Consider the following 23,045-nt stretch of genomic DNA (forward strand, 5'->3'; position numbering starts at 1 on the left):
ACACATCCTATTACGCTGAGCAAGAGCATGAACCGCCCGAGCCACATCCACCTCCGCAAGATGAACCAGATGCAAAGAATGGATTACTAACAGGAACTTTTACCGCTTCAGAGACCGTTTTTCCTATTAATAGGCTAATCTCATCCAGTAAATCCTGAAAATCGTTTTCAGCAATTTTCAAGGCTGAAACTTTCTCATTTAAGTCAAGTGCCCTTTTCTGTTGGCGAATCGACTTCATAATTGTATGGTAGTCCGGATGATATTTTCCGAAACGTTGTACATCTTCGTACTGCTCTTTCATGCGATTAAATGCATATATAGCCTCTACAATTTGTGCATCACTATATACAGCTTCATACGCTTGTTGTAGCGCCATCGCAGGTTCTGAGGAAAGAATCATCTCACAAAGCGCTTCCGCCTCATCCAAAATGATTACCCAGTCAGAGGTCATCATCATCTTTAATTCCCCCAATCTCTTTCCCATCATAACAGATTTTATGGTAATTTTACATTAATGATAATTTTAATGAAAGAGGTTTTCCAAATGATGACAACATCTAAGGAGCAGGTTGAACAGTTAGTGGCCGAGATTTTACAAGACAGTACCGAGGNAGATGAAGAAGTTTTATTACATCTTTTAAATGGCCTACGGGAGAAACAGCAAGGCATTCACCGTCGTTATATTAATGCTACTTTACATATGGTAGGTAAATTTGAGCCTGAGGTCAGTGAGGTCCGTATCCCTATTACACCGGTCATCCATAATACGATAAAGGTGCCACACGGAGGTATTGTTGCAACGATTGCCGATGCCGCTATGGGAGGGCTTGCTTCGCGCTCTGTGCCTGAGGGCTATAATGTAGTTACTACGAACATGAATATATCGTATATTGCTACCACTACAAATAAAGAATTGATTGCACGTGGTCGTTTTGTTCATAAGGGACGCCAAACGCTTGTCATGGAATGTGATATTGAAGATGAGACTGGTCGCAGGCTTGCCATTGCTACAGGATCTTTCTTCGTTATTCAGCGTCGTCCGTAATTAAACTCGCAAAATAGTCTTTAATACATTGTTGATCGGAAAAAGGGAACTTTTGATTTTTAATTTGCTGTGTTTGTTCATGCCCTTTTCCGGCAACAAGGACAATGTCTCCCTTTTCTGCCTTTGCTAATGCTTGATGGATAGCAAGTTTGCGATCTAAATAAATTTCATAATATTGTTGCTCTGTAAAACCAGCAATAATACTTTCATTAATCACAATAGGATCTTCATCACGAGGATTATCTGTTGTTAAATAAATAACATCAGCATATTTACTTGCTACTGCCCCCATTGCAAAGCGTTTCGCCTTGTCTCGATTTCCTCCACAACTGAAGACAAGGTAAATTGTTTTAGAGCGATCAAAGGTTTGCAATACTGCTTGCAATGCTTCTGCTGTATGGGCATAATCTACATAAACATCAATTCCTAATGGATTTTCAATCTTCTCTAGCCKGCCCTCTGGTAGCCTTAACGACCACATATGTCCAACTATATCTTCCATAGGGACACCTAAGCGCCATACAGCCATTAAGGATGCAACAGCATTTTGCACATGGTATTTACCGACAAAAGGAATTTCTACAATATGCTCACTCGCGGAAGTCTGTAAACAAAGTACGGTTTTTCCAACTGATTCACTGACGATTTGAATATGTAAATCATTGTGATTATCAAAACCAAATGAGCAAGATTTTTTCTTATCATAAATACCAACAGAACGGCAAAAATTATCATCTCCATTTAATACTAGCTTTTTTGATAAATCCGCTAAACGTTTCTTGGCACGTTTATAAGCTTCTAAACCTCCATGATCTTCTAAATGATCTTCTGATAAATTTAAAAATACACCACAGTCAATGTCACAATGATCGAGCCTATGCTGCTGCAACCCCATTGAAGAAGCTTYTAATACAACATGGGTCACACCTTTTCGCACACATTGCTTAAGAATGGGGTGTAATTCTTTAGCTTGCAATGTTGTTAATTGCTCATAAGCCGTTTGTTGTTTCTCACCATTGATGAAAAAGCCAACCGTTCCAATAACTGCTGCATGTTTATGTAGTGCATTTAGAAGCTGACTAACAAAATGGCTCACTGTCGTCTTTCCATTTGTACCTGTAATGGCGATAACAGTTAAAGCTTCTGCTGGAAAAGCAGCAAGCTTTGCACTTGCATACGATAAAAATAATGCTGTATTTGGAACCCATACAAAAGGAATTTCTTTATCTATAATTGGCAAAGAGATACTTTCTTCTGAAACGATGGCAGCAGCTCCACGTGCCAATGCCTCTTTGACAAACCGACTTCCCGATGTTTTTTTACCTTTTCGTACAATAAATATATCACCAGGTTGTACCGCCTKTKCAWAGTCCTCTACACCAGTAATTTCTGTCCGTATAGATCCTCCCGTCACGCTACTTGGCCAGTCTTTTAATAACTCTGCTAATTGCAAACCTCATTCACCCTTTCAGTTCTCTATCATATGACGGCGTGTGTAACGGTGTGACGAAAAATGTAGAAGCCTAAAAGAAGGAGAAACTCCACATAAAAAATGAAGACAAGCCCGTTTGTTGAAAGCTTGTCTTCATCTGAATATTCTTCTGTTATGGTAAGGTTTGATTTGATTTATCTGTAGATTCTTCGCTATCTTGTTTTTCATTTTTCGTCTCTTCATTATCTTGCTCTTCTCTACCCACTTCTTGTGTAGTAGGTTCAAGATATATTTGCGTATAATAATCTACAAAGGCGCCAGAACCAACGCGTGTATATCGATCATTCAAAAGAACTTTTCTATGTTCAGGAGAATTTGTCCAGCCATGCATGGCTTCAATCGCATCAAAATAAGCAGTTGCCAGGTTTTCGTTCGCTTCACTATACTCGATTTTTTGCGTCTGTAATCGTTTTTTTAGATCACCATAGGTTGGAGATTCATGCGCTAAAAAATTTTGCACCTTCATGTCCTCACTATGCATTCTTGCTGCTTCCTCCAATGATTCATCCATTTCTAAAGGAAGTAAATCATGGTGGACTCTTGTTACATTTAGCAAATCGTCTAATTGTTTAGCGCTAGCCACATCAATTTCTTGCTGTAAGAAAGAGGAAGGTGGAGCACGTCTAACAAGCTCCCCTTGATAGCTCATTTCATATGGCTGATGAAGGACAAGTGTTTCACTGTCTGTATATCGTATCCCTTGCAACTCACTTGTCTCCCTATCTATGTAAAGCTGTGCATAAAGACCATCAAATTTGATAAGCAGCCTTGTTTGCATATCTTCTTCACTCATTGAGAAAATGAAAATATTTTCGCCTACAGTGGCGGCTACCTCATAATCAATGATCGTCATTCTGTATATTTCATCACGTTTTTGGCCTACTTTAAAAGGAAATGCATCAATTTCTTGTCCTGCTATGTAAATTTGTGTCACAATATTATTATCAATACCAATCATAAAAAAAGTTGAAACGTCTTCATTGTAGACCCACCATTGATAACCGAATGAAGACGGCTCTTTTCTTGCAGGCTCCCCATATTGTTCTAAAACAGTTTGTGTGCCTTTTCCTATCAATGTGGATATACCCGTTTGTGGACGTGTCATTGCTCCTATTGCAGGTTCCTGCTTTAGCTGTGTTTGAGGTATGATATTCGAATTGGTATTTGGGCCTTCTAGTGGCTCATTTTCCTTAGGGGTATTAAAAAACATAAAACCAATTAATGCAACTGCACCACAAACCATTAAAATGCGGAATAAAGCTTTCATACAGGACTCCTTTTCATCACCATTATTGTAAGTTATTATATCAATTGTAATTGGGTTGACACAATGTTGTCATTGCAACAATGTCGAATATGCTCTATTATAAAAATGAGCGTATACTTTGTACGAGAACCTAAAGGAGGACTATACATGTATTTTGAAAATACTAACCTTGAAAATTTAACAGCTGATCAAGAGCTACTTGTCAGCATTATGAAAAAACATGGTTTAGAATGTGATGGCGGCTGGGATTACGAGCGTATGACATTTGATAAACGATTCGATACTCGTGAAGGTCGTTATTACCTACGCGTATTCGCATATGCTATTTCTGGTGACGTAGGTGCACACGATGCTATCCTTACATTAATGAAACCAGTCCTTGGTAAATACTATTATCCGCATGGTGTTGAATATGGCGATGACGAGGTTTATCCAGCACACCTTGTAAAAAAATGTGAAGAAATCTTAAAAAAGGTTAAATTAGAGTTAGATCAATTCTCAATCGAGCCTACAAATAAAAATAACTTTGAACCTGTTAACGCACGCTAATCTTTCGTACATTGAAGTGACGGCAAGTAAGCGTAAATAGCTTCATGGTTGTAAAAAGACTGGTGGTCCAGTCTTTTTTTATTTTGAGTAAAAAAAAATTTTTTTCTCATACTACCTATATCTATTACAAGATGTAGGTGAGAAAAATGTTATCATTTTTTAATCGTCCTTTTTTTCGTCATCCCATTATTGTTATTGCAATGGGTATACTGATCCTTTGGTCCATCTCCATATCATTACCAATTTTACTTGCCTACTTAACCGCGTTATTGTTAGAACCAATCATCGTTCGAATGAGCAAACGGTTTAGAAAAAAACGGAAAATCGTTGTCTTCTTCTTTTTTTTGTTTTTTCTAAGTATATCTTTATTATTATGTACRCTTATCCTTAATATAAGCTGGAAACAATTTTCTTCCTTTATTATTGATATACCTGATTATCTTAATCAATTGTCTGCCCTATGGATTCAAATGCAATCTAAGCTCAGCAATTACACCTATCATTTACCGGTAGAGCTAGTTTCACAAATTCAATTTATGATTGCAAAAGCTTTAGCATCCATCGAAAAATTTTCTTTATCCTTAACGAACGTCAATGTTTGGTCAACGTTATTAACATATATTCCCACACGTCTTTTTGATATATTTGTTTATTGGATTGTGTTGTATATGTTGCTTTTAGAATTACCAACAATTAATCGTAAATTATTATCGCCCGTTCCTTTTCATTACCATCAAAAAATTATCTTTATTGGCCAACGTGTTAAGCTAGCCTTATTTGGATTTCTGAAAGCTCAATTACTTGTAGGGATAGGGATCTTTGCTATATCATTCGCTGCATTTTATTTTTTAAAAACACCATTCCCTATATTGTTAGCACTTTTACTTGTTGTTTTAGACTTTATCCCTTTTCTTGATTCATTTATTTTATTAGTCCCATGGGCAATCTATCAGGTCTTTGCTGGCGATTATTTATATGCAGCTGTCTTAATTTTACTAACCATTGGACAATTTCTAGTCCGACGAATGATTGAGCCAAAAATTATTGGCGATAAAATTGGACTTTCTTCCTTGAATACCTTTATTGCCATGTTTATTGGTTTTAAAATCTTTGGATTTATTGGAATATTAATTGGTCCATTACTGGTTGTCGTAGTGCTTTCACTATTCCAACCAACTATAAAAAATCTCCCTCCTGCACAGAAATAAGGAGGGAGATATTTTTAACATCCTAAAATGGCTTTCATTACTGATGTTGTTTCACCAGGCTCAAATAAAATATACAATAATAAATAAACTAATACACCAGTTATGGCAACAAAGAACCAAATAATACTTGTAATTGGCCCAATTCGTCTGTGTAATTTAATGTTCATTTTCAAACCTGAAATAATACTAACGATACCAAACACAGCTCCAGATGTCGCTAAAATAATATGGAAAATCAAGAAGAACGTATAGTATGGTTTTAAATCTTCTCCACCGCCAAAAGCTGTATTTCCAATAAAGATTGTACGGGACGCATAGATGATAAAGAAAATAAGTGCTGCAACACCTGCAGCAAGCATCACTTTCTTATGTCCCTCTACATTTCTTTTTATAATTAAGCCCCACCCTATCGCTACAAGTACCGCACTAATAACGATAAACGATGTACTAATAGTAGGCAATATTTGCAATTCCATTGTCAAAACCCCTTACACAAAGTAAATTTCTATTCTTCAACTAATGTTGCTGTTGACTTTCCCACTTCTTTTGGTGGGCAGCTAAAGCGTCAGCAGTGATTTTATCCGGATCTTTTTGCTCAGATCGATACCATCTTGTGAAGATCGTACCAATTAGTACACCAAAAATAAGCTCTTGTAGGATTTTCATTAACACGCCACCTAATTGCTGATCTRCAACTGGTTTCATGTCTKTAAATAGCTCTGGTCCAGATAAAGATAATCCTGACAATGTAGAGGCTGGTACACAAAGCTCCATTGCCTTTAACCATGCATCACCGTTTGTGTATGTCTCATACATTGCATTTGGCGCAAAGATGATTAATCCACAAGCAGGTGTAATTAAAACAGCATTAGCAATAATATACGCCAATTTATGCAAAGGCTTCATTTGATTACTATTTGGCATATTTTGAATTAAAGGCCAGTACATAAACACTGCAGATAGAAATAATACAAATGTATAGGTACCATGTAATGTTTCATTTAATTTAATGTAATCCAATATGGACGGTAAATGATAGAAAGAAAATAGACCGATAAATACAAAGACAGCAACAACTGGTAATGTTAGCACTTTAAACAAAGTTCTAACKACAGGTGCCTCAATAGCCACCTTCCAAACCCACCAGGGAATCCCTTTAATTAAGAAAATAGGGACCAGCAATAACAGAATAGCCATTTGCACCATGTGCATSGTAAACATAATATGAGCCATTAAATCAATCGGAGATCCTTTGATAATATAGATGGTAATCATAGCTAAAACAAAGTAAATAGCTTCACTTTTTTTCAAAGGTTCACTTACTTTAAAATCTTTACGCCACTTTGTTGTGACTAAAAAATAGATGATTGTTATAAAAACAAGAACCCCTATTAAATACGGGCTCCACAATGCTTGGAAACCAAATATACTAAGTGGCATATGGAACGCACTCCTTTAAACTTCAGTACTCCTATTATAAAACGCTTACAGCTATACTGCAATGAACGAAAGGTGAACAAATGTTAAGTTTCAACAGTGTTTGCCTCTTTGGATACCTAAATAACCTCAAAACATAAGAAAAGCACGTTCGTACAAAATAACGAACGTGCTTTTTTGGTGATTACCACCAAATGATTGTTAAAAATGCTAAGAAGAATGTAAATGCGATTAAAATTCCCATCCACATGAAGAAACCAATAACACCACCAAAGTGAGTTTTTTTATCTTCTAAGTGCATGAAAGAATAAAGTTGAAGTACAACTTGAACGCCAGCCAATAATAATACGAATGGCATAATTAAGTATTTAGAAAAATCAGCTGCAACTACTGCGAATGCGATAAAAGTGAAGAAAATCATAATCGCAAAGTTGATTACTTGTTTACGCATATGAACGGCATTATGATGACGATCATACTCATACTGYDCYNRTGACKTASCAACTAKARGTSTATCGTGYGVAGACATWAKYCKATCACTCCCATCAAGTATACTACTGTAAAGATAAATACCCAAACTACGTCGMTAAAGTGCCAATATAAAGCAGCAACGAAGAATTTAGGTGCATTGTACAGGTTTAATCCACGTTTAGCATTACGGATCATTAAAGTACCAATCCATACAAGACCTAAAGTTACGTGGAAACCGTGTGTACCAACTAACGAATAAAACGCTGTTGCGAATGCAGATTGATTAAATGTAAAACCAAGGTGCACATAGTGGTTGAACTCATAGATTTCAAGTGCTAAGAATCCAAGACCTAAAGCTAATGTAATCGCTAACCAAGTTTGCATACCTTTAAAGTTAAAGTTACGCATATGGTAAATTGCATAAACAGATGTTAGTGATGATGTTAATAATAACATCGTCATAGCAAATGCTAATGGTAATTCAAATAAACCTTGAGTTGTGAACTCCATGCCAGCTRGCCCTTTGTTCTTAAGCGCTAAATAAGTAGCGAATAAACTTGCGAAAAGTACAACTTCACAGGCAAGGAAAATCCAGAAACCAACGACTTTATTTTTACCTTCCATCGTAGCTTGTTCAGGATGATCTGGCCAAGTATGAGGAGTAAATTTAGTATTGAAATCCATTATTTATTTCCTCCTTTGCCGTAAAGATGTTCTTCAATTTCAAGAATTTCTTCTTTGTGTAAATGGAAACCATGATCGTCTTTAACAGAACGAGCAATCATCGCACCAAATGTAATTGCTAAACCAATGATTAAAACATAAATAGACCATGGCTTATCTGCGTCTGGATTGTAAAGTGCACCAAATGCTGCAATAAACATACCTAATGAAATAACGAATGGAATCGCTGAGTTATTTGGCATATGGATATCACCTAGTGGCTCAGCAAATGTTACTTCTTTATTACCTTCTTGTTTTTCAATCCACCATGGATCTAAACCACGAACAAGTGGAGTTTGACGGAAATTATAGAATGGAATTGGTTGTGGAATTGACCATTCTAAAGTACGTCCATCGCCCCATGGGTCGCGTCCTGCTGGTTTGCCCTTAATAGACATTAAGCAGTTGATTACCATTAAGATAACCCCTACACCCATCATTAATGCACCGATTGTAGAGATATAGTTGAATTGATCCCAACCTTGACCTTCCATGTAAGTGAATACACGACGTGGCATACCCATCAAACCTAAGAAATGTTGAAGGAAGAATGTTAAATGGAATCCGATAAAGAATACCCAGAAAGTAATTTTACCAAGCGTTTCGTTTAACATACGGTTGAAGAAAATTGGCCAGTAGAAGTGCGCTGAACCGAATAATGCTGTAACGATACCACCAACGATTACGTAGTGGAAGTGAGCAACGATAAAGTAAGAATCATGTAATTGATAGTCAAGAGGTGCAGATGCTTGCATGACCCCTGTAACACCACCCGCAACGAATGACGGGATAAATCCAAGTGCATAAAGCATTGGTGTTGTAACTTTAATAGATCCACCCCAAATAGTTAGGATCCAGTTGAATACTTTCATACCTGTTGGAACCGCAATTGCCATTGTTGCAACAGCGAAGATTGCGTTTGCTGTTGGCCCAAGACCAACTGTAAACATATGGTGAGCCCAAACCATGAACCCTAAGAAACCAATTAAAATTGTAGCGAATACCATTGAAGAGTATCCGAATAGACGTTTACGAGAGAACGCTGGAATAATCTCAGAGAATAAACCGAATGCTGGTAATACTAAGATATAAACCTCTGGGTGTCCGAAGATCCAGAATAAGTGTTCCCAAATTACTGTGTTACCACCCATTGTATGGTCAAAGAAGTTACCACCGAACATACGGTCAAATAACATCATTAATAAACCAATTGTTAATGGAGGGAATGCGAATAAGATTAAGGCACTTGATACAAGAGCAGTCCAAGTGAATAATGGCATACGCATAAATGTCATACCTGGAGCACGCATTGTAATAATCGTAACGATAAAGTTAAGACCTGAAATTAATGTACCTGCCCCTGAAATTTGTAAACCAAGAACATAGAAATCAATACCATGTCCTGGAGAGTATAAAGATAATGATGCATAAGAAGTCCAGCCCGCATCAGGAGCGCCACCCATAAAGAATGACAGGTGAAGGAATACTGCACCTAGGAAGAATAACCAGAACCCTAATGAGTTAAGGAACGGGAATGCAACGTCACGCGCACCAATTTGTAATGGTACAAGCATGTTCATAAATGCGAATAGTAGTGGCGTAGCAGCTAGGAATAACATTGTTGTTCCATGCATTGTTAATAATTCATTGAAAAAACCAGCTGATACGAAATCATTATTTGGTTTCATTAATTGAATACGCATTAATAATGCTTCAAAACCAGCGATAGCGAAGAACAATGTACCGGCTAATAAATACATCACTGCTAACTTTTTATGGTCAACAGTAGTGATGTAATCCCAGACAGCTGCTCCAAAGCCCTTTTTCTGTGTGTATGAGCTCACAACTTTTACCTCCCTCAAAATTTGTTACATAGAACGAAAATTATTTTTCTACTGATAAGCCCATGATGTAAGTTGCAAGAGCTTCAATTTCTTCATCAGATAAATTACCGTAGATAGGCGCAGTGCCATCAGCATTCATCATTAAGTTACCTGGTTTAAATTCCTCAGGGTTTTTAATCCAAGCTTTTAAACTTTCTTCATTATGCTCTAAGAAACCAGCAACACGGTTACGGTCACCAAACGTAGTTAAGTTTGGACCTGGTGTACCGCCTGCTCCTGAACCAGAGATAGCATGACAGCCTAAGCAGCTATTTGCAAAAGTTGCTTCACCAAGATCTGTTGAAGCTTTGTCAGCAGTTTGTCCTTCAGTTGCTTTCATTGCATCAACCCATGCATCAAATGCGTCTGGGCTTAATGTTTTTACTTTAAAGTCCATTAATGCATGTGAAGGTCCACATAATTCAGCACATTTTCCATAAAATACGCCATCTTTAAGATCTTTTGATTCTTTATCGAATACTAAGTAGAATTTGTTTAAGTTTTCCACGTTTGTATCCATTTTACCGCCTACAGCAGGAATCCAGAATGAGTGCTTAACATCGGCAGCTTTTAAATTAAAGTAAACTTTTTCACCTGTTGGTACCACTAGCTCTTGAGCCGTTACGATACCTTGGTTAGGATATTCGAATTCCCACCAGTATAATTTTGCCGTTACATTGATTGTTAGGGCTGTTTTGTTCCCTTCTTCATCTACCTCATCCATTGCAGCAACATCTGCAAATTTATAAGTAGTTGTAACAACTGGTACAGCGATAATTAATAATAAAATAATCGGAATAACTGTCCAAATCACTTCTAAAGTATGACTACCCTCTACTTGCTTAGGGATAACATTTTCACCTACGCGTGCACGACGGTATTTTAGGAATGCAAGTAAATAGATAACAGATACTATTACTACTACTAGCGTCATAATTACAGTAGTTAACAGTAATAAATTTAATTGTTGTTTACCTACTTCTCCAGATGGTTTTAGTGTAGAAAGATAATCTTCACCACAACCTGAAAGGAAAACCATCATCACTGCTAGAAGTGAAAAAAGACGCCATTTTTTAAGCCCTTTCATCATAGCTTAATTAAACCCCTCTTTCTTTGTTGTATTTTCATGTGTACCTAGGACATCAGTTCTGTCTATATGAATTCTTATAAAAAGAAAGAATCCCTAACTTTAGCTAAACACCGCAAATATTATGATGGCTACAAATAGTATGGTCATATGATTCAACGAATAAATAAACATTTTATTTGCCCATTTCATATCATCTTTTGTTGTAAAGCCTTTCAGAGCTAGTATTAACCAACCCAAGTTCAATGCAGTAGCAAGAGTTAAAAAGCCAATTCCAAGCTCTGTTAAAAGGAAAGGTAACGGTAATAATAAAAGAATCCAGAGTAACATTGAGTACTTTGTACGTTTAAATCCCTTTACAACAGGTAGCATTGGTATTTTAGCTGCACGATATTCCTCAGTCCGTTTCATTGCAAGCGCATAGAAATGTGGTGGTTGCCATGCAAACATGATAAGGAATAAGGCTAGTGCTCCTGGACCTAAGGCAGGCTCAATCGCTGCGAATCCAATAACAGGAGGAATAGCCCCCGAAATACTACCTACAACCGTGTTACTAACATGCTTCCTCTTTGACCACATTGAATACAGAACGACATAAGCAAATATTCCTACTAGTCCCCACATGCCGGCTGCAAACGATGCCGCAAATAACAAAATTTCACCTACAATTAAAAATGAGAGGGCAATGGTCAACACAAAGTTTGGCTTAAATCTGCCTGTCACTGTCGGTCTTGCCTTAGTTCTTTTCATGATGGGATCTATATCCTGATCAATGAAGTTATTCATTGCACCTGAGCCACCAATGATTAATGCCGCACCCAGCATGGTGTAAAATATGACATCAAGCTCTTGCAAGAAATGTCTACTAGTAAACTGAAAAGCCAGCCACATCCCTGTAAACGTTGTGACAAGATTCGAGTTAACGATTCCAATTTTTATTAGTGCTAAGAAATCTTTTACAACAGATGTTGTTTCTGGACCAGGATTTCTAGTAGCCGCCAGTGTACGACCGTTTGACATAATACCTCTCCTTTCATTTTTKTAAGCATATTCCGCTAACAATAACTATAGCGAAATTTGCGATTGATTTCTAGACATTAAGTGAAATTTAGATGAAGTTGTAAAAATTAGTTTTGTCTAGAAATATAATTAAAAACAACATATCTATAGTAAAACATTTTCTAAAATGAATTGTGAAGGTTAAAGCACGAAATTATGAACAATTTGTGAAATGGAATCGACATCTAGTAGTCCCTTCTCTTTACAAGTTGTTTTTTATACGTATTTTCGATATTATCTAGTAGCAGAAACATTACGTTCTTGTAATGTTGATAGATAAAGTAGGTGACTCATTTTATGCAACACAACAGGTATTTGAAGTGGTTTGCTGTTGCCGCTACAGTAGGGATGCTCCTTATATTACTAGGTGGGGCTCTCGTTACCAAAACAGATAGTGGCCTAGGCTGTGGTCGAAACTGGCCTGATTGTAATGGATCTCTTATTCCAAAGGAGATTACACCAGAAGTCCTTATTGAATTCTCACACCGTCTCGTTACAGGAGTTGTATCTATTTCAATTCTTGTGTTAACCGTTTGGACATGGCGTAAGCTCGGACATATTCGCGAAGTAAAACTATTAGGTTTCCTAGCAATGTTTTTCTTAATTGCGCAAGCTCTTATTGGAGCAGCTCAAGTATTATGGGGGCAAGGTGATTTCATCTTAGCACTTCATTTTGGGATATCTCTGATTTCCTTTGCCGCTGTTCTTCTTCTCTCTATGATTGTATTTGAAGTCGATCGGAAATTTGATGCCGATAACGTATTTATCGGTAAAAAGTTACGTTGGCATACAATTGCTGTCACAATTTATTCTTATTTAGTCGTTTATACTGGGGCGCTAGTTCGACATACAGATTCGAGCTTAATTTGTCCCGATTGGCCATTTTGCTATAATGAAACACCTTTGGCACCCCCGAATAATATGTATGAATGGGTGCAAATGGGACATCGATTAGCTGTTCTTATTATTTTCATTTGGATAGCATACATAACTTGGCACGCTGTAAAGGAATATAAACATCAACGTGTTATATACTATGGATGGATAATTGCCTTTACTATAGTAGTTTTACAAGTTATTGCAGGTATGTTAGTAGTTCTTACTAAACTGAATTTAACGGTAGCTTTACTGCATTCATTATTTATTTCCCTTTTATTCGGTTTATTATGCTAWATGATCATGCTAGTTGCTCGAAGTAATTATAATGAGAAAAAGAAATAGCCCAGAAATAGCCCATTAAAAAAGATTCGCCACCAAAGATGTGTCGAATCTTTTTTCTATGACTATTTTTGTTTCTTCATAGCTTCAGTCCCTATAATTCCAACAATTAAAATAATCATGGATACCAGTGCATAATCTTTAAAAAATGTTGTAAAAGGAATGTCGAAATATCGACAAATTAGCGTTACGAGACGGCCTCCTAATAAAATTAHACCWATGACTHACATCCAGTTAAATAGCGCTCTAAGCATTTTTTGGCCCCTCTACTTTCATTGCTGTCCATATAATATTTGTTACTTCGAGACTGTAATCCTCTGCCGCTATCGCAAGCGGTCCCCCTATAAGCATATATTCACCAATCGCTCCTTGAATTACTTTTGCCATTACATTGACAGAGCGAACACTAAAAGTCACCTGTTTTTTACCATCTTCCAAAATATTACATAATGCCGTCAATAGTGGGTCTTCCTCTTCATTTGGCAGTTTATAGTAAGGGATGTCATGTGCAGTCCGAGCGTTGAAGACAATTTCTAATAATGCAGCATTTTCTTTTGGGTGTGTCGCTTGATAAGCAATGCTTGCCTCTATGAAGTTTGCTAATTGTGTGACAGGGTCACTGGCAGTATATGTTTTTGTCAAAATGAAAGTTGTGGATTGCTCAATTAGTGCTTGCAGACTTTGGTTGATTAAATCTTGTCGATCTACAAAGTGATAAGAAATTAATGCTGTGCTAATAGAAGCACGTTTAGCGATTTGTGCTAAACTTGCCTTTACATAGCCTATATCATCAAGTGTCGCTATCGTAGCTTCAATAATTTGCTGCTTTCTTGCTTCCTGAATAAAGGTATTTTTATTGTTATCCATAGAATTCTCCTGATTGATTAACCAAACATTTTTCTGATTAAGTAATCAGATTTTATATGATTTATCGCTTAAACACAATAAAAAAGGTTATGTAGATACTAATAAAAGCATCTAATAACCTTTTTTTCATGACCATTTATTCAATTTCAATTAATAGATCCCCTGTTGAAATAGCATCTCCTGCACTTGCATATACCTCTTTTACAATGCCGTCTTTAGGTGCTTGGACAGTTGTTTCCATTTTCATGGCTTCTGTAATTAACAGATGATCACCACGTTTAACAGGACTACCTTTAGAAACAACAACTTTCAACACAGTACCTGGCATTGTAGCACCGATTTGGTTTGGATTGCTTGGATCGGCTTTTAATGCTAAATTGCCATCAACCTCAACAGTCATATCTYKAATCACCAATWCMCGCGMTTRRCCATTAAGMYYAAAGTAAAGGACACGTGTTCCATTGTGTTGTGGTTCCCCGATTGAAACGAGTTTAATAATCAATGTTTTACCTTTTTCAATTTCGACCTCAATAATTTCACCAAGCTTTAAGCCATATAAGAATGTCGGTGTGTCAAGAACTGAAATATTGCCAAAGGATTCTGCTGTTTTCGCATATTCCTCAAAGACTTTTGGATAAAGTGCATAAGCCAGTACATCTTTTTTCGTAACTGGGCGATTTAACTTTTCCTCTAGCACAGCCTCTAATTGATCAAATTGAATAGGCTCTAATAATTCTCCTGGACGAACTGTAATTGCTTCTCGATCTTTTAACACTACTTGTTGTAATGCCTCTGGGAACCCGCCATGTGGCTGCCCAAGATAACCTTGGAAGAATTCAATCACAGAATCTGGGAAATCAATCGTTTTCCCTCTTGTTAAGACTGTATTTTCGTCTAGATCATTTTGCACCATAAATAAAGCCATATCACCCACTACCTTGGAGGATGGTGTAACTTTAACAATATCACCAAATAGTAGATTTACACGGGAATACATGCGTTTCACTTCTTCCCATCGATCACCAAGCCCTACAGCTTTTGCTTGTTGCTGTAAGTTACTATACTGACCACCAGGCATCTCATGTACGTAAATCTCAGAATGCGGGCTGATCATGCCACTTTCAAAATCTTTATAGTATTTACGAACATCTTCCCAGTAGTACGATAATTTTTCTAATGCATCGATATCCGCTCGTACCTCACGTTTGCCGCCCTTCATTGCATAGTACAAGGAGTTTGCACTTGGTTGAGATGTTAGACCTGCCATAGATCCAAGCGCTGTATCAATAATATCAACACCTGCTTCTATCGCTTTAGCATATAAGTAAATTCCATTGCCACTAGTATCATGTGTATGCAAGTGGATTGGCAGACTTGTCGTCTCTTTTAACTCGGAAATTAAACGGTACGCCGCTTCCGGTTTCAATAAACCAGCCATATCTTTAATCGCTAAAATATGGGCACCGGCTGCTTCAAGCTCTTTCGCCATATCCTTATAGTATTGCACTGAATATTTCGCACGACTGTCATCGAGGATATCCCCCGTATAACAGATGGCTGCTTCAGCAATTTTTCCTGATTGACGCACAGCATCTATCGCTACTTCCATGCCTTTAATCCAATTTAAGCTATCGAAAATACGGAATACATCAATTCCTGATGAAGCCGATTCAGCGATAAATTCTCGGATTAGATTGTCAGGATAGTTTGTATAACCAACWGYRTYRKSTYYRYKYMKTWRYWKYTKKAATAACACATTCGRCACYTGCTCACGCAGTTTCGCTAGCCGCTCYCRTGGRYYYKSKKWTRWGWAKMRRKRWSMKACATCGAATGTTGCACCGCCCCACATTKCCAGCGAGAATAACTGATGCATCATGCGAGCTGTTGCATCTGCAATTTGATACATATCCTGTGAACGAACACGTGTTGCAAGCAGGGATTGGTGAGCATCGCGGAATGTAGTATCTGTTAGTAGTACGTCTTCCTGTGCTAAAATCCACTGCACTAAGCCATCTGCTCCCTGTGTATCTAAAATCTGCTTTGTACCTGCTGGTGGTACAATTAAAGGATCAATTTTAGGTTGGTTTGGCTGGACAAAGATAGGTTTTGACTTCTTCTCTACACCAGGGAAGCCATTTAAGGTCACATTCCCAATATAGCTTAACAGCTTTGTTCCACGGTCTTTACGCACAGGGAACTCGAAAAGCTCTGGTGTTGTATCAATAAAGCTAGTATCAAAGGCCCCTGATAAAAACTTTTCATGAGTCACCACATTATTTAAAAACGGAATATTCGTTTTAACGCCACGAATACGGAATTCTTTTAAATTACGATCCATTTTCGCAGCAGCTTCTTTAAAGTTCATACCCGAAGTAGAAATTTTCACCAACAAAGAGTCATAGTATGGTGTAACGACAGCACCCTGGAATCCATTCCCAGCATCTAATCGCACGCCAAAACCACCACTTGAACGGTAAACCATTAACTTTCCTGTATCTGGCATAAAGTCATTTGCAGGGTCTTCTGTTGTCACACGTGCTTGAATGGCATAGCCAATCATTGGCATATCTTCTTGCTTTGGCATATGAATTTCTTCACTGTGAAGTCCATAGCCTGCCGCTACCTTAATTTGGGCATGGACGATATCAACACCTGTAATCATTTCTGTAATTGTATGTTCTACTTGAATGCGAGGGTTTACCTCGATGAAATAAAAATCGTCTCCTGCGACTAAAAATTCCACTGTCCCTGCATTTATGTACGAGACATTCTTCATTAATTTCACAGCAGCATCGCAAATACGATTTCTTAACTCTTGTGAAATCGAATGAGATGGCGCAATTTCTACCACTTTTTGATGTCGACGCTGAATTGAGCAATCACGCTCATATAAGTGCACAATATTGCCATGTTTATCGCCAATAATTTGTACTTCAATGTGTTTTGGTTTTATGATTGCTTTTTCTACATATACTTCATCGGAACCAAAAGCAGCCTTTGCCTCAGATTTTGCTCTTTCATAGGAGGAAGCAAGATCCTCTGGCGTATGGACTAGACGCATCCCTCGACCACCACCGCCAAGTGCTGCCTTAATCATAACTGGATAGCCATAATTGCTAGCAAACGTCTCTACCTCTGCTAGATCGGCTACTGGGCCATCTGTACCAGGAATAACAGGAATCTCAGCCGCAATGGCTTGAGAACGTGCTTTGACCTTATCTCCAAACATATCTAAATGCTGAGAAGTTGGTCCGATAAAGACAATGCCCTCTTCCTCACAGCGACGTGCAAATTCCACGTTTTCTGATAAAAAACCATACCCTGGATGAATCGCATCAACATCTGCATCTTTTGCGATGGCAATAATACCTTCAATATCTAAATAAGCATCGATTGGTTTCTTGCCAGCTCCCACTAAATAAGCTTCATCTGCTTTAAAGCGATGAAAAGCACCACTATCTTCTCTTGAATAGATGGCAACAGTTTGGATATTCAGCTCCGTACAAGCACGGAAAATACGAATTGCAATTTCTCCTCGATTGGCTACGAGAATTTTGTTGATTGATTCCATAGGTATCCCCCTTTATGATTGTGTTTTTTTCCTCTCTACCTTTTCAAACATADAAACATYGATCAATATTCCCATCGCTAAAGATAGAATGATTATAGATGTACCGCCATAGCTTATAAAAGGTAACGTTACACMGGTTAACGRGATTAACCCGGTTACACCCCCAAGATTAATAAATGATTGCCAGCCTATCCAGCTCGCAATACCAGCCGCAATCATGCGTGCCAATGGATCTTTTGTCCGCAATGCAATAGAAAAACCTTTATATACAATAAATCCCAAGCCACATAAGACAATCAAAACGCCCCATATCCCTAACTCTTCCATTATGATTGCCATAATAAAATCTGTTTGTGGTTCAGGCAAGTATCCTAATTTTTGAATGGATTGACCAAGGCCCCGCCCTTCTAAGCCGCCTCCGCCAATGGCATAATAACTATTCACCACTTGGTGACCACTACCATCCTCATACTCAAATGGATTTAAGTAAGACAATATCCGTCCTTTTCGATTTCCTGTTAGTAGCTCTCCCTTAAATATCCATAGAATACCAAGAATTGCTGTACCAAACGCACCTAATACACCGAAAAATTTCCAAAATGTTCTAAATGGAATACCACTTGAAGCTACAACTGAAACGGCAATACCACATAGAATAATCACTKYTCCYWAGTCTGTTTCAAAGRCTACMCCAGCAACCACTAAAATCCATAKAMAAWTTKSKTAAAAAATTTMAGTCGGYTGTAGCTTTTCAAACGTATATTTTTGCGCTTTTCGATAAAAAGCAGCTGCAAAATATAAAATTATAAATAGTTTCGCATACTCTGAAGGTTGAAAATTCCCTAAACCAGGGATAGCAATCCAACTTTGAGAGCCTACTTCTTCTGCCCCATTCCCTGCTACTTTTACCCATGTAAATAACACAACCAATACAACAGTTAGCAATAACATAATATTCTTATTCGCATAATGTTTATATGGGAAAAATGCTGTAATGATAAAGCCAAGAAATGCCACCATTAAATTGGTCACTTGCTTTTGATAAAAATAATCAGGTGCTTGACCTTTTTGAACAATAGCAACCATCATACTTGAACTGTAAATCATTATTAACCCAAATAAACTTAATAATAGGACCGTAAAAAATAAGGGATAATCAAAATTTTGTGCATAGCGTTTTAAGTATTGTCTCATTGGAAAACCTCGTTCTAGTAAAAAAACTCAAAGCGCAAAGAAGCGTTTGAGTTTTTCTTTTTATTTGTCTGTATACGCGTCGTGTAGTACAGAAAGTTCCTTCTCGAGTGAATCGAGAATTTCTTTGCCTTTTTCACGTTCAATCAATCCAAGCTTCACAGCAAAGTCAATTTCACGTGATAGACCGAACATTTGTGTATCTAATACTTCCTCATATAAAGGGCATTGTGGCATTGTTAAATGATCCATTTGTACTCGAATAAGGCGAGCAATCTTATCTGCATCAGCAACTAATAGCTCCAAAGCCTTCTCTTGAAAAGAAGTTTGTGATTTCGTATCCATGAGGACGCCCCCATTATCTGATATTTCTTCGATTCTATCTTAATAAAGTTTATCTTTTAGTCGATAAAAATGCAAGTGTCTTCATTGGAAAATAGAGAATTCGAATTATATTTCTTTATTATCTCTAGGCATTAGCGTTATACTATGTCATGGATATACAAGATTTGAGGAGGATTTCTATTATGGAAACAATAATTCCTATCACAGGTGCAGTCACATACCAACTAACATTAGATCCTACTGTGTGGATTTTCGATGATCGTAAATTAGATTTAAACACTTACTTCACTACTCAAAATGTTGAGGAAGATGCTGACGTCAAATATATGCGTGAAGTAGGAGCACACTGGTCACGTGAAATTATGGAAGGAGCAACATTCCCACCTACATTAAAATCAGAAAGGAAATTTGACCGTAAAGGAATGGAGACAGGTACATTTGGTATCGAATTAAGTCACTTCTTGAAGAATGCTGAAATTAAACCAGAAGCGACAAAAATCGTCTTAACTTGCAAAGATGGCGAAGAATATCCTTTTACAATTGAAGAAGCTTATACACTTATTTTAAAATATAGCCAAGACGGTAAGCCTCTTTTAGAAGACGGTCCCATCCATGTATTACTAAGAGACGGTTCAAATATTGACAATCCTATTAAAAACGTATCAGCCATTCGCGCTGAATAGGAGGGAATGCAATGCGCGTTAAATGCGTTATTTGCGATACGATTCATAATTTAGATGATAATTTACCTTTAGCAAAAAAATTGCGTAATCGACCAATTCATACTTATATGTGCGATATTTGTCATGATCGCATTTCGGAAAATACTGTAGCACGAATGGAAACAGGCAATTTCCGTTTTTATCGTACTTCACCCCAGATGGATAAAGAATTTTAACTAAAGAACAGATTAAAAAGAGGTGCCTCTATTTTGAGACACCTCTTTTTTATACTATCCATTATTTTTAATAATCGTTTTTTCAACTAATTCTACAACTTGATACATAATGGTAGCAAAAAAGGCAATGATCAGAAGTGACATAAGGACAAGGTTAAAATTAAATACTTGGAAGCCATAGATAATTAAATAACCAAGTCCTTTTGAAGCTACTAAAAATTCCCCTACAATAACCCCTACCCATGATAAGCCAACATTCACTTTCAAGGTCGAAATGATTGTAGGAAATGAGGCTGGCAAAATGACCTCACGAAAGATTTGCCATCTTGTCGCTCCAAAGGTTTGTAAAACCTTACTATAATTCGGATCGACACCTTTAAATGCCGTATATACAACAATCGTTGTTATAATGATGGATATTAATGCACCCATAGCTATGATAGAAAAATAACCTGGGCCGAGTGCAACAATCAAAATCGGACCAAGTGCAACTTTTGGCATCGCGTTTAAAATTACTAGATAGGGATCGAGTACTTTTGATAGTAACGGGGACCACCACAAGACAACAGCTATCAATGTTCCTAATAAAGTCCCCGCTAAAAAGCCAATTACGGTCTCCATTAATGTAACACTCACATGCAATGTTAAAGAACCGTCAATGACTTTCTCAATAAATGTATGCCATACATGAGTTGGCGAGCTAAAAATTAACCGATCAATCCATTCTAATCTTGAAAGCAGCTCCCATCCACCAAAGAATAGCAGTAAAATAATAAGCTGATATATTCGAACATAGCGTTTTTCTTTTTTTAACAATTGCTGATATTGCTTAAATAATGTATTATCCAAGGCTCTCCAGCTCCTTCCAAATAGTTTGGAAAATATCTGCATAGGCTGGATGCTGTCTTACATCAAAAGGTGATAGTTCATTAAGGGCTTCAGGTATTTCAAACACTTTGTGAACTGCCCCTGGGTTTGCAGAAAATAGAACTACGCGCTCACTCATTGCGATTGCTTCACCAATATCATGTGTCACAAGAATAGCAGTCTTTTTATAAGTTTTTAATGTTTCCACCACTAAATCCTCAAGCTTTAATTTCGACTGATAATCTAACGCTGAAAATGGTTCATCTAATAATAAAATTTTAGGATTTACAGCTAAGGTACGAGCAAGGGCCACACGTTGCCGCATACCTCCTGATAATTCTCGAGGGTAATTGTTCCCCACATGCGGTAATCCTACTTCCTGTAATAACGCATTGGCCGTTACTTTATGTGTTTTATGACTTTTTTCCATTATTTTCAATCCTATTGTGACGTTTTCTTCAATGGTCTTCCAAGGAAATAAATAGTCCTGCTGAAGCATATAGCCAATGCTTGATTGATTACTTGCTGATAGCTTTTCACCATCTATATAAACATTGCCTTCAGTGGCAGGGAATAATCCTGCAATAATTGATAATAATGTGGTTTTACCGCAGCCACTCGGCCCAATAAACGAAACAAACTCTCCTTCATGAATGGCTAAACTGATATCACGTAATACTTCCTTTGCCTGTGTACTTGAAAAATAACTATGGTGAATATTCTCCAGCTGTAAAAATTCCATATTACTCAGCAGCCTTTTTGGCAAAAGTAGTGTTCACAAGTTTTTCATACTCCACTCGTTGAGGAAGTTCACCTGCTTCCTCCATAATTGTTTGCAAGTTATCCCACTCTCCTTCATCAAGGATTGGGTCAGTAGCATAAGAGCCTTGTGCTTTATATCGCTCAATTACCGTTTCAATTATCTCTATATCCACATTTTCAAAATACGGTTGAATAATTTTTGCTACTTCAGCAGCACTCTCATTTTGCACAAAATCCTGTGCTCGTTTCAATGCATTTGTAAAGGCTTGAACAGTTGAAGCTTCATCCTTTAAATAACTACTTTTGGCCATAAAGGACGTGTAAGGAAGATTACCAGACTCCGTTCCAAACGAAGCTACAATATAACCCTTTCCTTCTTTCTCAAAGACACTCGCAGTAGGTTCAAATAATTGAACATAGTCACCAGTACCTGATGCAAAAGCAGTAGCAATGTTGGCAAAATCAATATTTTGAATGAGCGTTAAATCATTTACAGGGTCGATGCCATGTTTTTTCAGCACGAATTCACCTGCCATTTGTGGCATTCCACCTTTACGTTGCCCCAAAAACGTTGAGCCCTTCAATTGATCCCACGAAAAATTATCTATCTTATCTCTTGCCACTAAAAAGGTACCATCCGTTTGTGTTAACTGTGCAAAATTTTGAATGGGATCATTTGCACCTTGTAAAGTGACATAAATAGACGTCTCAGACCCAACTAAAGCTATATCAATTCCATCTGACAGTAACGCCGTCATCGTTTTATCGCCACCTGCAATCGTTTGTAGCTCAACAGAAAGACCCTCCTCCTCGAAGAAACCTTTCTCAAGTGCTACATATTGAGGCGCATAGAAAATCGAACGAGTTACTTCTCCTACTTTGACTTTTTCTAGCTCTGCTTTATTACATGCCGTCAAAGAAAGGAGTAACAAAGCAATGACACCTAATAATAAACCTTTTGTAAGCCAACGCATTCCCTTTCCTCCTTGATGTGTTGAAAATAAGCCTATCGACATTAACTTATTCACATAAGAAGATTTCGGTGCCTATCATTTTTTAATTTGTGTAGAGTGTGGGTGTTTTCCTCAGCTTGACTACAGGGGGA

At 37.4% G+C, this 23,045-nt stretch carries 21 protein-coding genes and 2 pseudogenes; 6 read left to right on the forward strand and 17 right to left on the reverse strand.

The features are described 5' to 3' along the window. Positions 1–10 precede the first annotated feature (10 nt). Positions 11–457 (reverse strand): YlbF family regulator, encoded by a 447-nt coding sequence (locus ACHZEU_RS09210; RefSeq protein ID WP_004224800.1) that lies wholly within the window; start codon positions 455–457, stop codon positions 11–13. A gap of 87 nt (positions 458–544) precedes the next feature. On the opposite strand from ACHZEU_RS09210, the gene ACHZEU_RS09215 reads away from it, so the two are divergent. Next, positions 545–1,045, forward strand: a complete 501-nt coding sequence (locus ACHZEU_RS09215; protein WP_404804405.1) for a PaaI family thioesterase — start codon at positions 545–547, stop codon at positions 1,043–1,045. On the opposite strand, the gene ACHZEU_RS09220 is transcribed toward ACHZEU_RS09215, so the two are convergent. Beyond that, positions 1,026–2,498 carry a UDP-N-acetylmuramoyl-L-alanyl-D-glutamate--2,6-diaminopimelate ligase gene (locus ACHZEU_RS09220; RefSeq protein ID WP_404804406.1) on the reverse strand — a complete coding sequence of 491 codons (1,473 nt, stop codon included), beginning with the start codon at positions 2,496–2,498 and terminating at the stop codon, positions 1,026–1,028. The genes ACHZEU_RS09215 and ACHZEU_RS09220 overlap by 20 nt on opposite strands. 151 nt (positions 2,499–2,649) lie before the next feature. Then, positions 2,650–3,804 (reverse strand): CAP domain-containing protein, encoded by a 1,155-nt coding sequence (locus ACHZEU_RS09225; protein ID WP_048394693.1) that lies wholly within the window; start codon positions 3,802–3,804, stop codon positions 2,650–2,652. Between the two features lie 147 nt (positions 3,805–3,951). Between ACHZEU_RS09225 and ACHZEU_RS09230 the strand changes: the two genes are divergently transcribed. Beyond that, positions 3,952–4,353 carry a YugN family protein gene (locus ACHZEU_RS09230; RefSeq protein ID WP_004224795.1) on the forward strand — a complete coding sequence of 134 codons (402 nt, stop codon included), beginning with the start codon at positions 3,952–3,954 and terminating at the stop codon, positions 4,351–4,353. A gap of 146 nt (positions 4,354–4,499) precedes the next feature. Beyond that, entirely contained in the window at positions 4,500–5,561 is a 1,062-nt protein-coding gene (gene ytvI, locus ACHZEU_RS09235) for a sporulation integral membrane protein YtvI (RefSeq protein ID WP_404804407.1), read from the forward strand. 14 nt (positions 5,562–5,575) lie between these two features. Here the strand turns inward: ytvI and ACHZEU_RS09240 are convergent, their stop codons facing one another. From ACHZEU_RS09240 to cyoE, 7 genes are all read right to left on the reverse strand, one after another. Beyond that, positions 5,576–6,037, reverse strand: coding sequence for a DUF420 domain-containing protein (locus ACHZEU_RS09240; protein ID WP_404804408.1), 462 nt, complete (start codon positions 6,035–6,037; stop codon positions 5,576–5,578). Between the two features lie 40 nt (positions 6,038–6,077). Next, on the reverse strand, positions 6,078–7,001 hold the full coding sequence (gene ctaG, locus ACHZEU_RS09245; protein ID WP_404804409.1) for a cytochrome c oxidase assembly factor CtaG: 924 nt from the start codon (positions 6,999–7,001) through the stop codon (positions 6,078–6,080). 181 nt (positions 7,002–7,182) lie between these two features. Further along, positions 7,183–7,527 carry a cytochrome C oxidase subunit IV family protein gene (locus tag ACHZEU_RS09250; protein ID WP_404804410.1) on the reverse strand — a complete coding sequence of 115 codons (345 nt, stop codon included), beginning with the start codon at positions 7,525–7,527 and terminating at the stop codon, positions 7,183–7,185. Then, positions 7,503–8,153, reverse strand: coding sequence for a cytochrome c oxidase subunit 3 (locus tag ACHZEU_RS09255; protein ID WP_404804412.1), 651 nt, complete (start codon positions 8,151–8,153; stop codon positions 7,503–7,505). Before ACHZEU_RS09255 ends, ACHZEU_RS09250 begins: the two co-directional genes overlap by 25 nt. Beyond that, the gene (gene ctaD, locus ACHZEU_RS09260; RefSeq protein WP_004224787.1) at positions 8,153–10,036 is read right to left on the reverse strand and encodes a cytochrome c oxidase subunit I; all 1,884 of its coding nucleotides are present in this window, start codon (positions 10,034–10,036) and stop codon (positions 8,153–8,155) included. Before ctaD ends, ACHZEU_RS09255 begins: the two co-directional genes overlap by 1 nt. Before the next feature lie 40 nt (positions 10,037–10,076). Then, positions 10,077–11,165 carry a cytochrome c oxidase subunit II gene (coxB, locus tag ACHZEU_RS09265; protein WP_048394696.1) on the reverse strand — a complete coding sequence of 363 codons (1,089 nt, stop codon included), beginning with the start codon at positions 11,163–11,165 and terminating at the stop codon, positions 10,077–10,079. Between the two features lie 99 nt (positions 11,166–11,264). After that, a complete protein-coding gene (gene cyoE, locus ACHZEU_RS09270; protein ID WP_404804413.1) occupies positions 11,265–12,182 on the reverse strand; it encodes a heme o synthase in 918 nt (305 codons plus the stop codon). 336 nt (positions 12,183–12,518) lie between these two features. Between cyoE and ACHZEU_RS09275 the strand changes: the two genes are divergently transcribed. Then, on the forward strand, positions 12,519–13,442 hold the full coding sequence (locus ACHZEU_RS09275) for a heme A synthase (RefSeq protein ID WP_404804414.1): 924 nt from the start codon (positions 12,519–12,521) through the stop codon (positions 13,440–13,442). A 243-nt stretch (positions 13,443–13,685) separates the two neighbouring features. Here ACHZEU_RS09275 and ACHZEU_RS09280 read toward each other — a convergent pair whose 3' ends face one another. From ACHZEU_RS09280 to ACHZEU_RS09295, 4 genes and pseudogenes are all read right to left on the reverse strand, one after another. Next, entirely contained in the window at positions 13,686–14,306 is a 621-nt protein-coding gene (locus ACHZEU_RS09280; protein WP_404804415.1) for a TetR family transcriptional regulator, read from the reverse strand. Between the two features lie 136 nt (positions 14,307–14,442). Further along, a pseudogene (pyc, locus tag ACHZEU_RS09285) lies at positions 14,443–17,877 on the reverse strand (pyruvate carboxylase). Positions 17,878–17,889: 12 nt separating this feature from the next. Next, positions 17,890–19,071, reverse strand: a pseudogene (locus tag ACHZEU_RS09290) (FtsW/RodA/SpoVE family cell cycle protein). A 60-nt stretch (positions 19,072–19,131) separates the two neighbouring features. Continuing rightward, entirely contained in the window at positions 19,132–19,413 is a 282-nt protein-coding gene (locus ACHZEU_RS09295) for a YlaN family protein (RefSeq protein WP_004224778.1), read from the reverse strand. Between the two features lie 182 nt (positions 19,414–19,595). Between ACHZEU_RS09295 and ACHZEU_RS09300 the strand changes: the two genes are divergently transcribed. Together ACHZEU_RS09300 and ACHZEU_RS09305 are read left to right on the forward strand one after the other, a co-directional pair. Beyond that, positions 19,596–20,096 carry a hypothetical protein gene (locus ACHZEU_RS09300; protein WP_048394710.1) on the forward strand — a complete coding sequence of 167 codons (501 nt, stop codon included), beginning with the start codon at positions 19,596–19,598 and terminating at the stop codon, positions 20,094–20,096. 11 nt (positions 20,097–20,107) lie between these two features. Then, positions 20,108–20,311 (forward strand): YlaI family protein, encoded by a 204-nt coding sequence (locus ACHZEU_RS09305; protein ID WP_048394712.1) that lies wholly within the window; start codon positions 20,108–20,110, stop codon positions 20,309–20,311. A 54-nt stretch (positions 20,312–20,365) separates the two neighbouring features. On the opposite strand, the gene ACHZEU_RS09310 is transcribed toward ACHZEU_RS09305, so the two are convergent. The 3 genes from ACHZEU_RS09310 to ACHZEU_RS09320 are packed head-to-tail and all read right to left on the reverse strand — an operon-like array spanning position 20,366 to position 22,914. Then, positions 20,366–21,160, reverse strand: a complete 795-nt coding sequence (locus ACHZEU_RS09310; RefSeq protein ID WP_081010995.1) for an ABC transporter permease — start codon at positions 21,158–21,160, stop codon at positions 20,366–20,368. After that, positions 21,153–21,920: an ABC transporter ATP-binding protein gene (locus ACHZEU_RS09315; protein ID WP_279494079.1), complete on the reverse strand. Its 768-nt coding sequence runs from the start codon at positions 21,918–21,920 to the stop codon at positions 21,153–21,155. The genes ACHZEU_RS09310 and ACHZEU_RS09315 overlap by 8 nt, the downstream gene beginning before the upstream one ends. Position 21,921: 1 nt before the next feature. Next, complete coding sequence (locus ACHZEU_RS09320; protein WP_004224773.1) at positions 21,922–22,914, reverse strand: ABC transporter substrate-binding protein; 993 nt, start codon at positions 22,912–22,914, stop codon at positions 21,922–21,924. Positions 22,915–23,045: the final 131 nt, after the last annotated feature.

The organism is Lysinibacillus sp. S1 (assembly GCF_044986265.1).
Lineage (GTDB): Bacteria > Bacillota > Bacilli > Bacillales_A > Planococcaceae > Lysinibacillus > Lysinibacillus capsici.

Coding starts and splice junctions, on each gene's coding strand:
- coxB (WP_048394696.1), bottom strand. CDS start 11,165: ATGATGAAAGGGCTTAAAAAATGGCGTCTTTTTTCACTTCTAGCAGTG.
- ACHZEU_RS09305 (WP_048394712.1), top strand. CDS start 20,108: ATGCGCGTTAAATGCGTTATTTGCGATACGATTCATAATTTAGATGAT.
- cyoE (WP_404804413.1), bottom strand. CDS start 12,182: ATGTCAAACGGTCGTACACTGGCGGCTACTAGAAATCCTGGTCCAGAA.
- ACHZEU_RS09320 (WP_004224773.1), bottom strand. CDS start 22,914: ATGCGTTGGCTTACAAAAGGTTTATTATTAGGTGTCATTGCTTTGTTA.
- ACHZEU_RS09210 (WP_004224800.1), bottom strand. CDS start 457: ATGATGATGACCTCTGACTGGGTAATCATTTTGGATGAGGCGGAAGCG.
- ACHZEU_RS09295 (WP_004224778.1), bottom strand. CDS start 19,413: ATGGATACGAAATCACAAACTTCTTTTCAAGAGAAGGCTTTGGAGCTA.
- ACHZEU_RS09300 (WP_048394710.1), top strand. CDS start 19,596: ATGGAAACAATAATTCCTATCACAGGTGCAGTCACATACCAACTAACA.
- ACHZEU_RS09315 (WP_279494079.1), bottom strand. CDS start 21,920: ATGGAATTTTTACAGCTGGAGAATATTCACCATAGTTATTTTTCAAGT.
- ACHZEU_RS09225 (WP_048394693.1), bottom strand. CDS start 3,804: ATGAAAGCTTTATTCCGCATTTTAATGGTTTGTGGTGCAGTTGCATTA.
- ACHZEU_RS09280 (WP_404804415.1), bottom strand. CDS start 14,306: ATGGATAACAATAAAAATACCTTTATTCAGGAAGCAAGAAAGCAGCAA.
- ACHZEU_RS09230 (WP_004224795.1), top strand. CDS start 3,952: ATGTATTTTGAAAATACTAACCTTGAAAATTTAACAGCTGATCAAGAG.
- ACHZEU_RS09240 (WP_404804408.1), bottom strand. CDS start 6,037: ATGGAATTGCAAATATTGCCTACTATTAGTACATCGTTTATCGTTATT.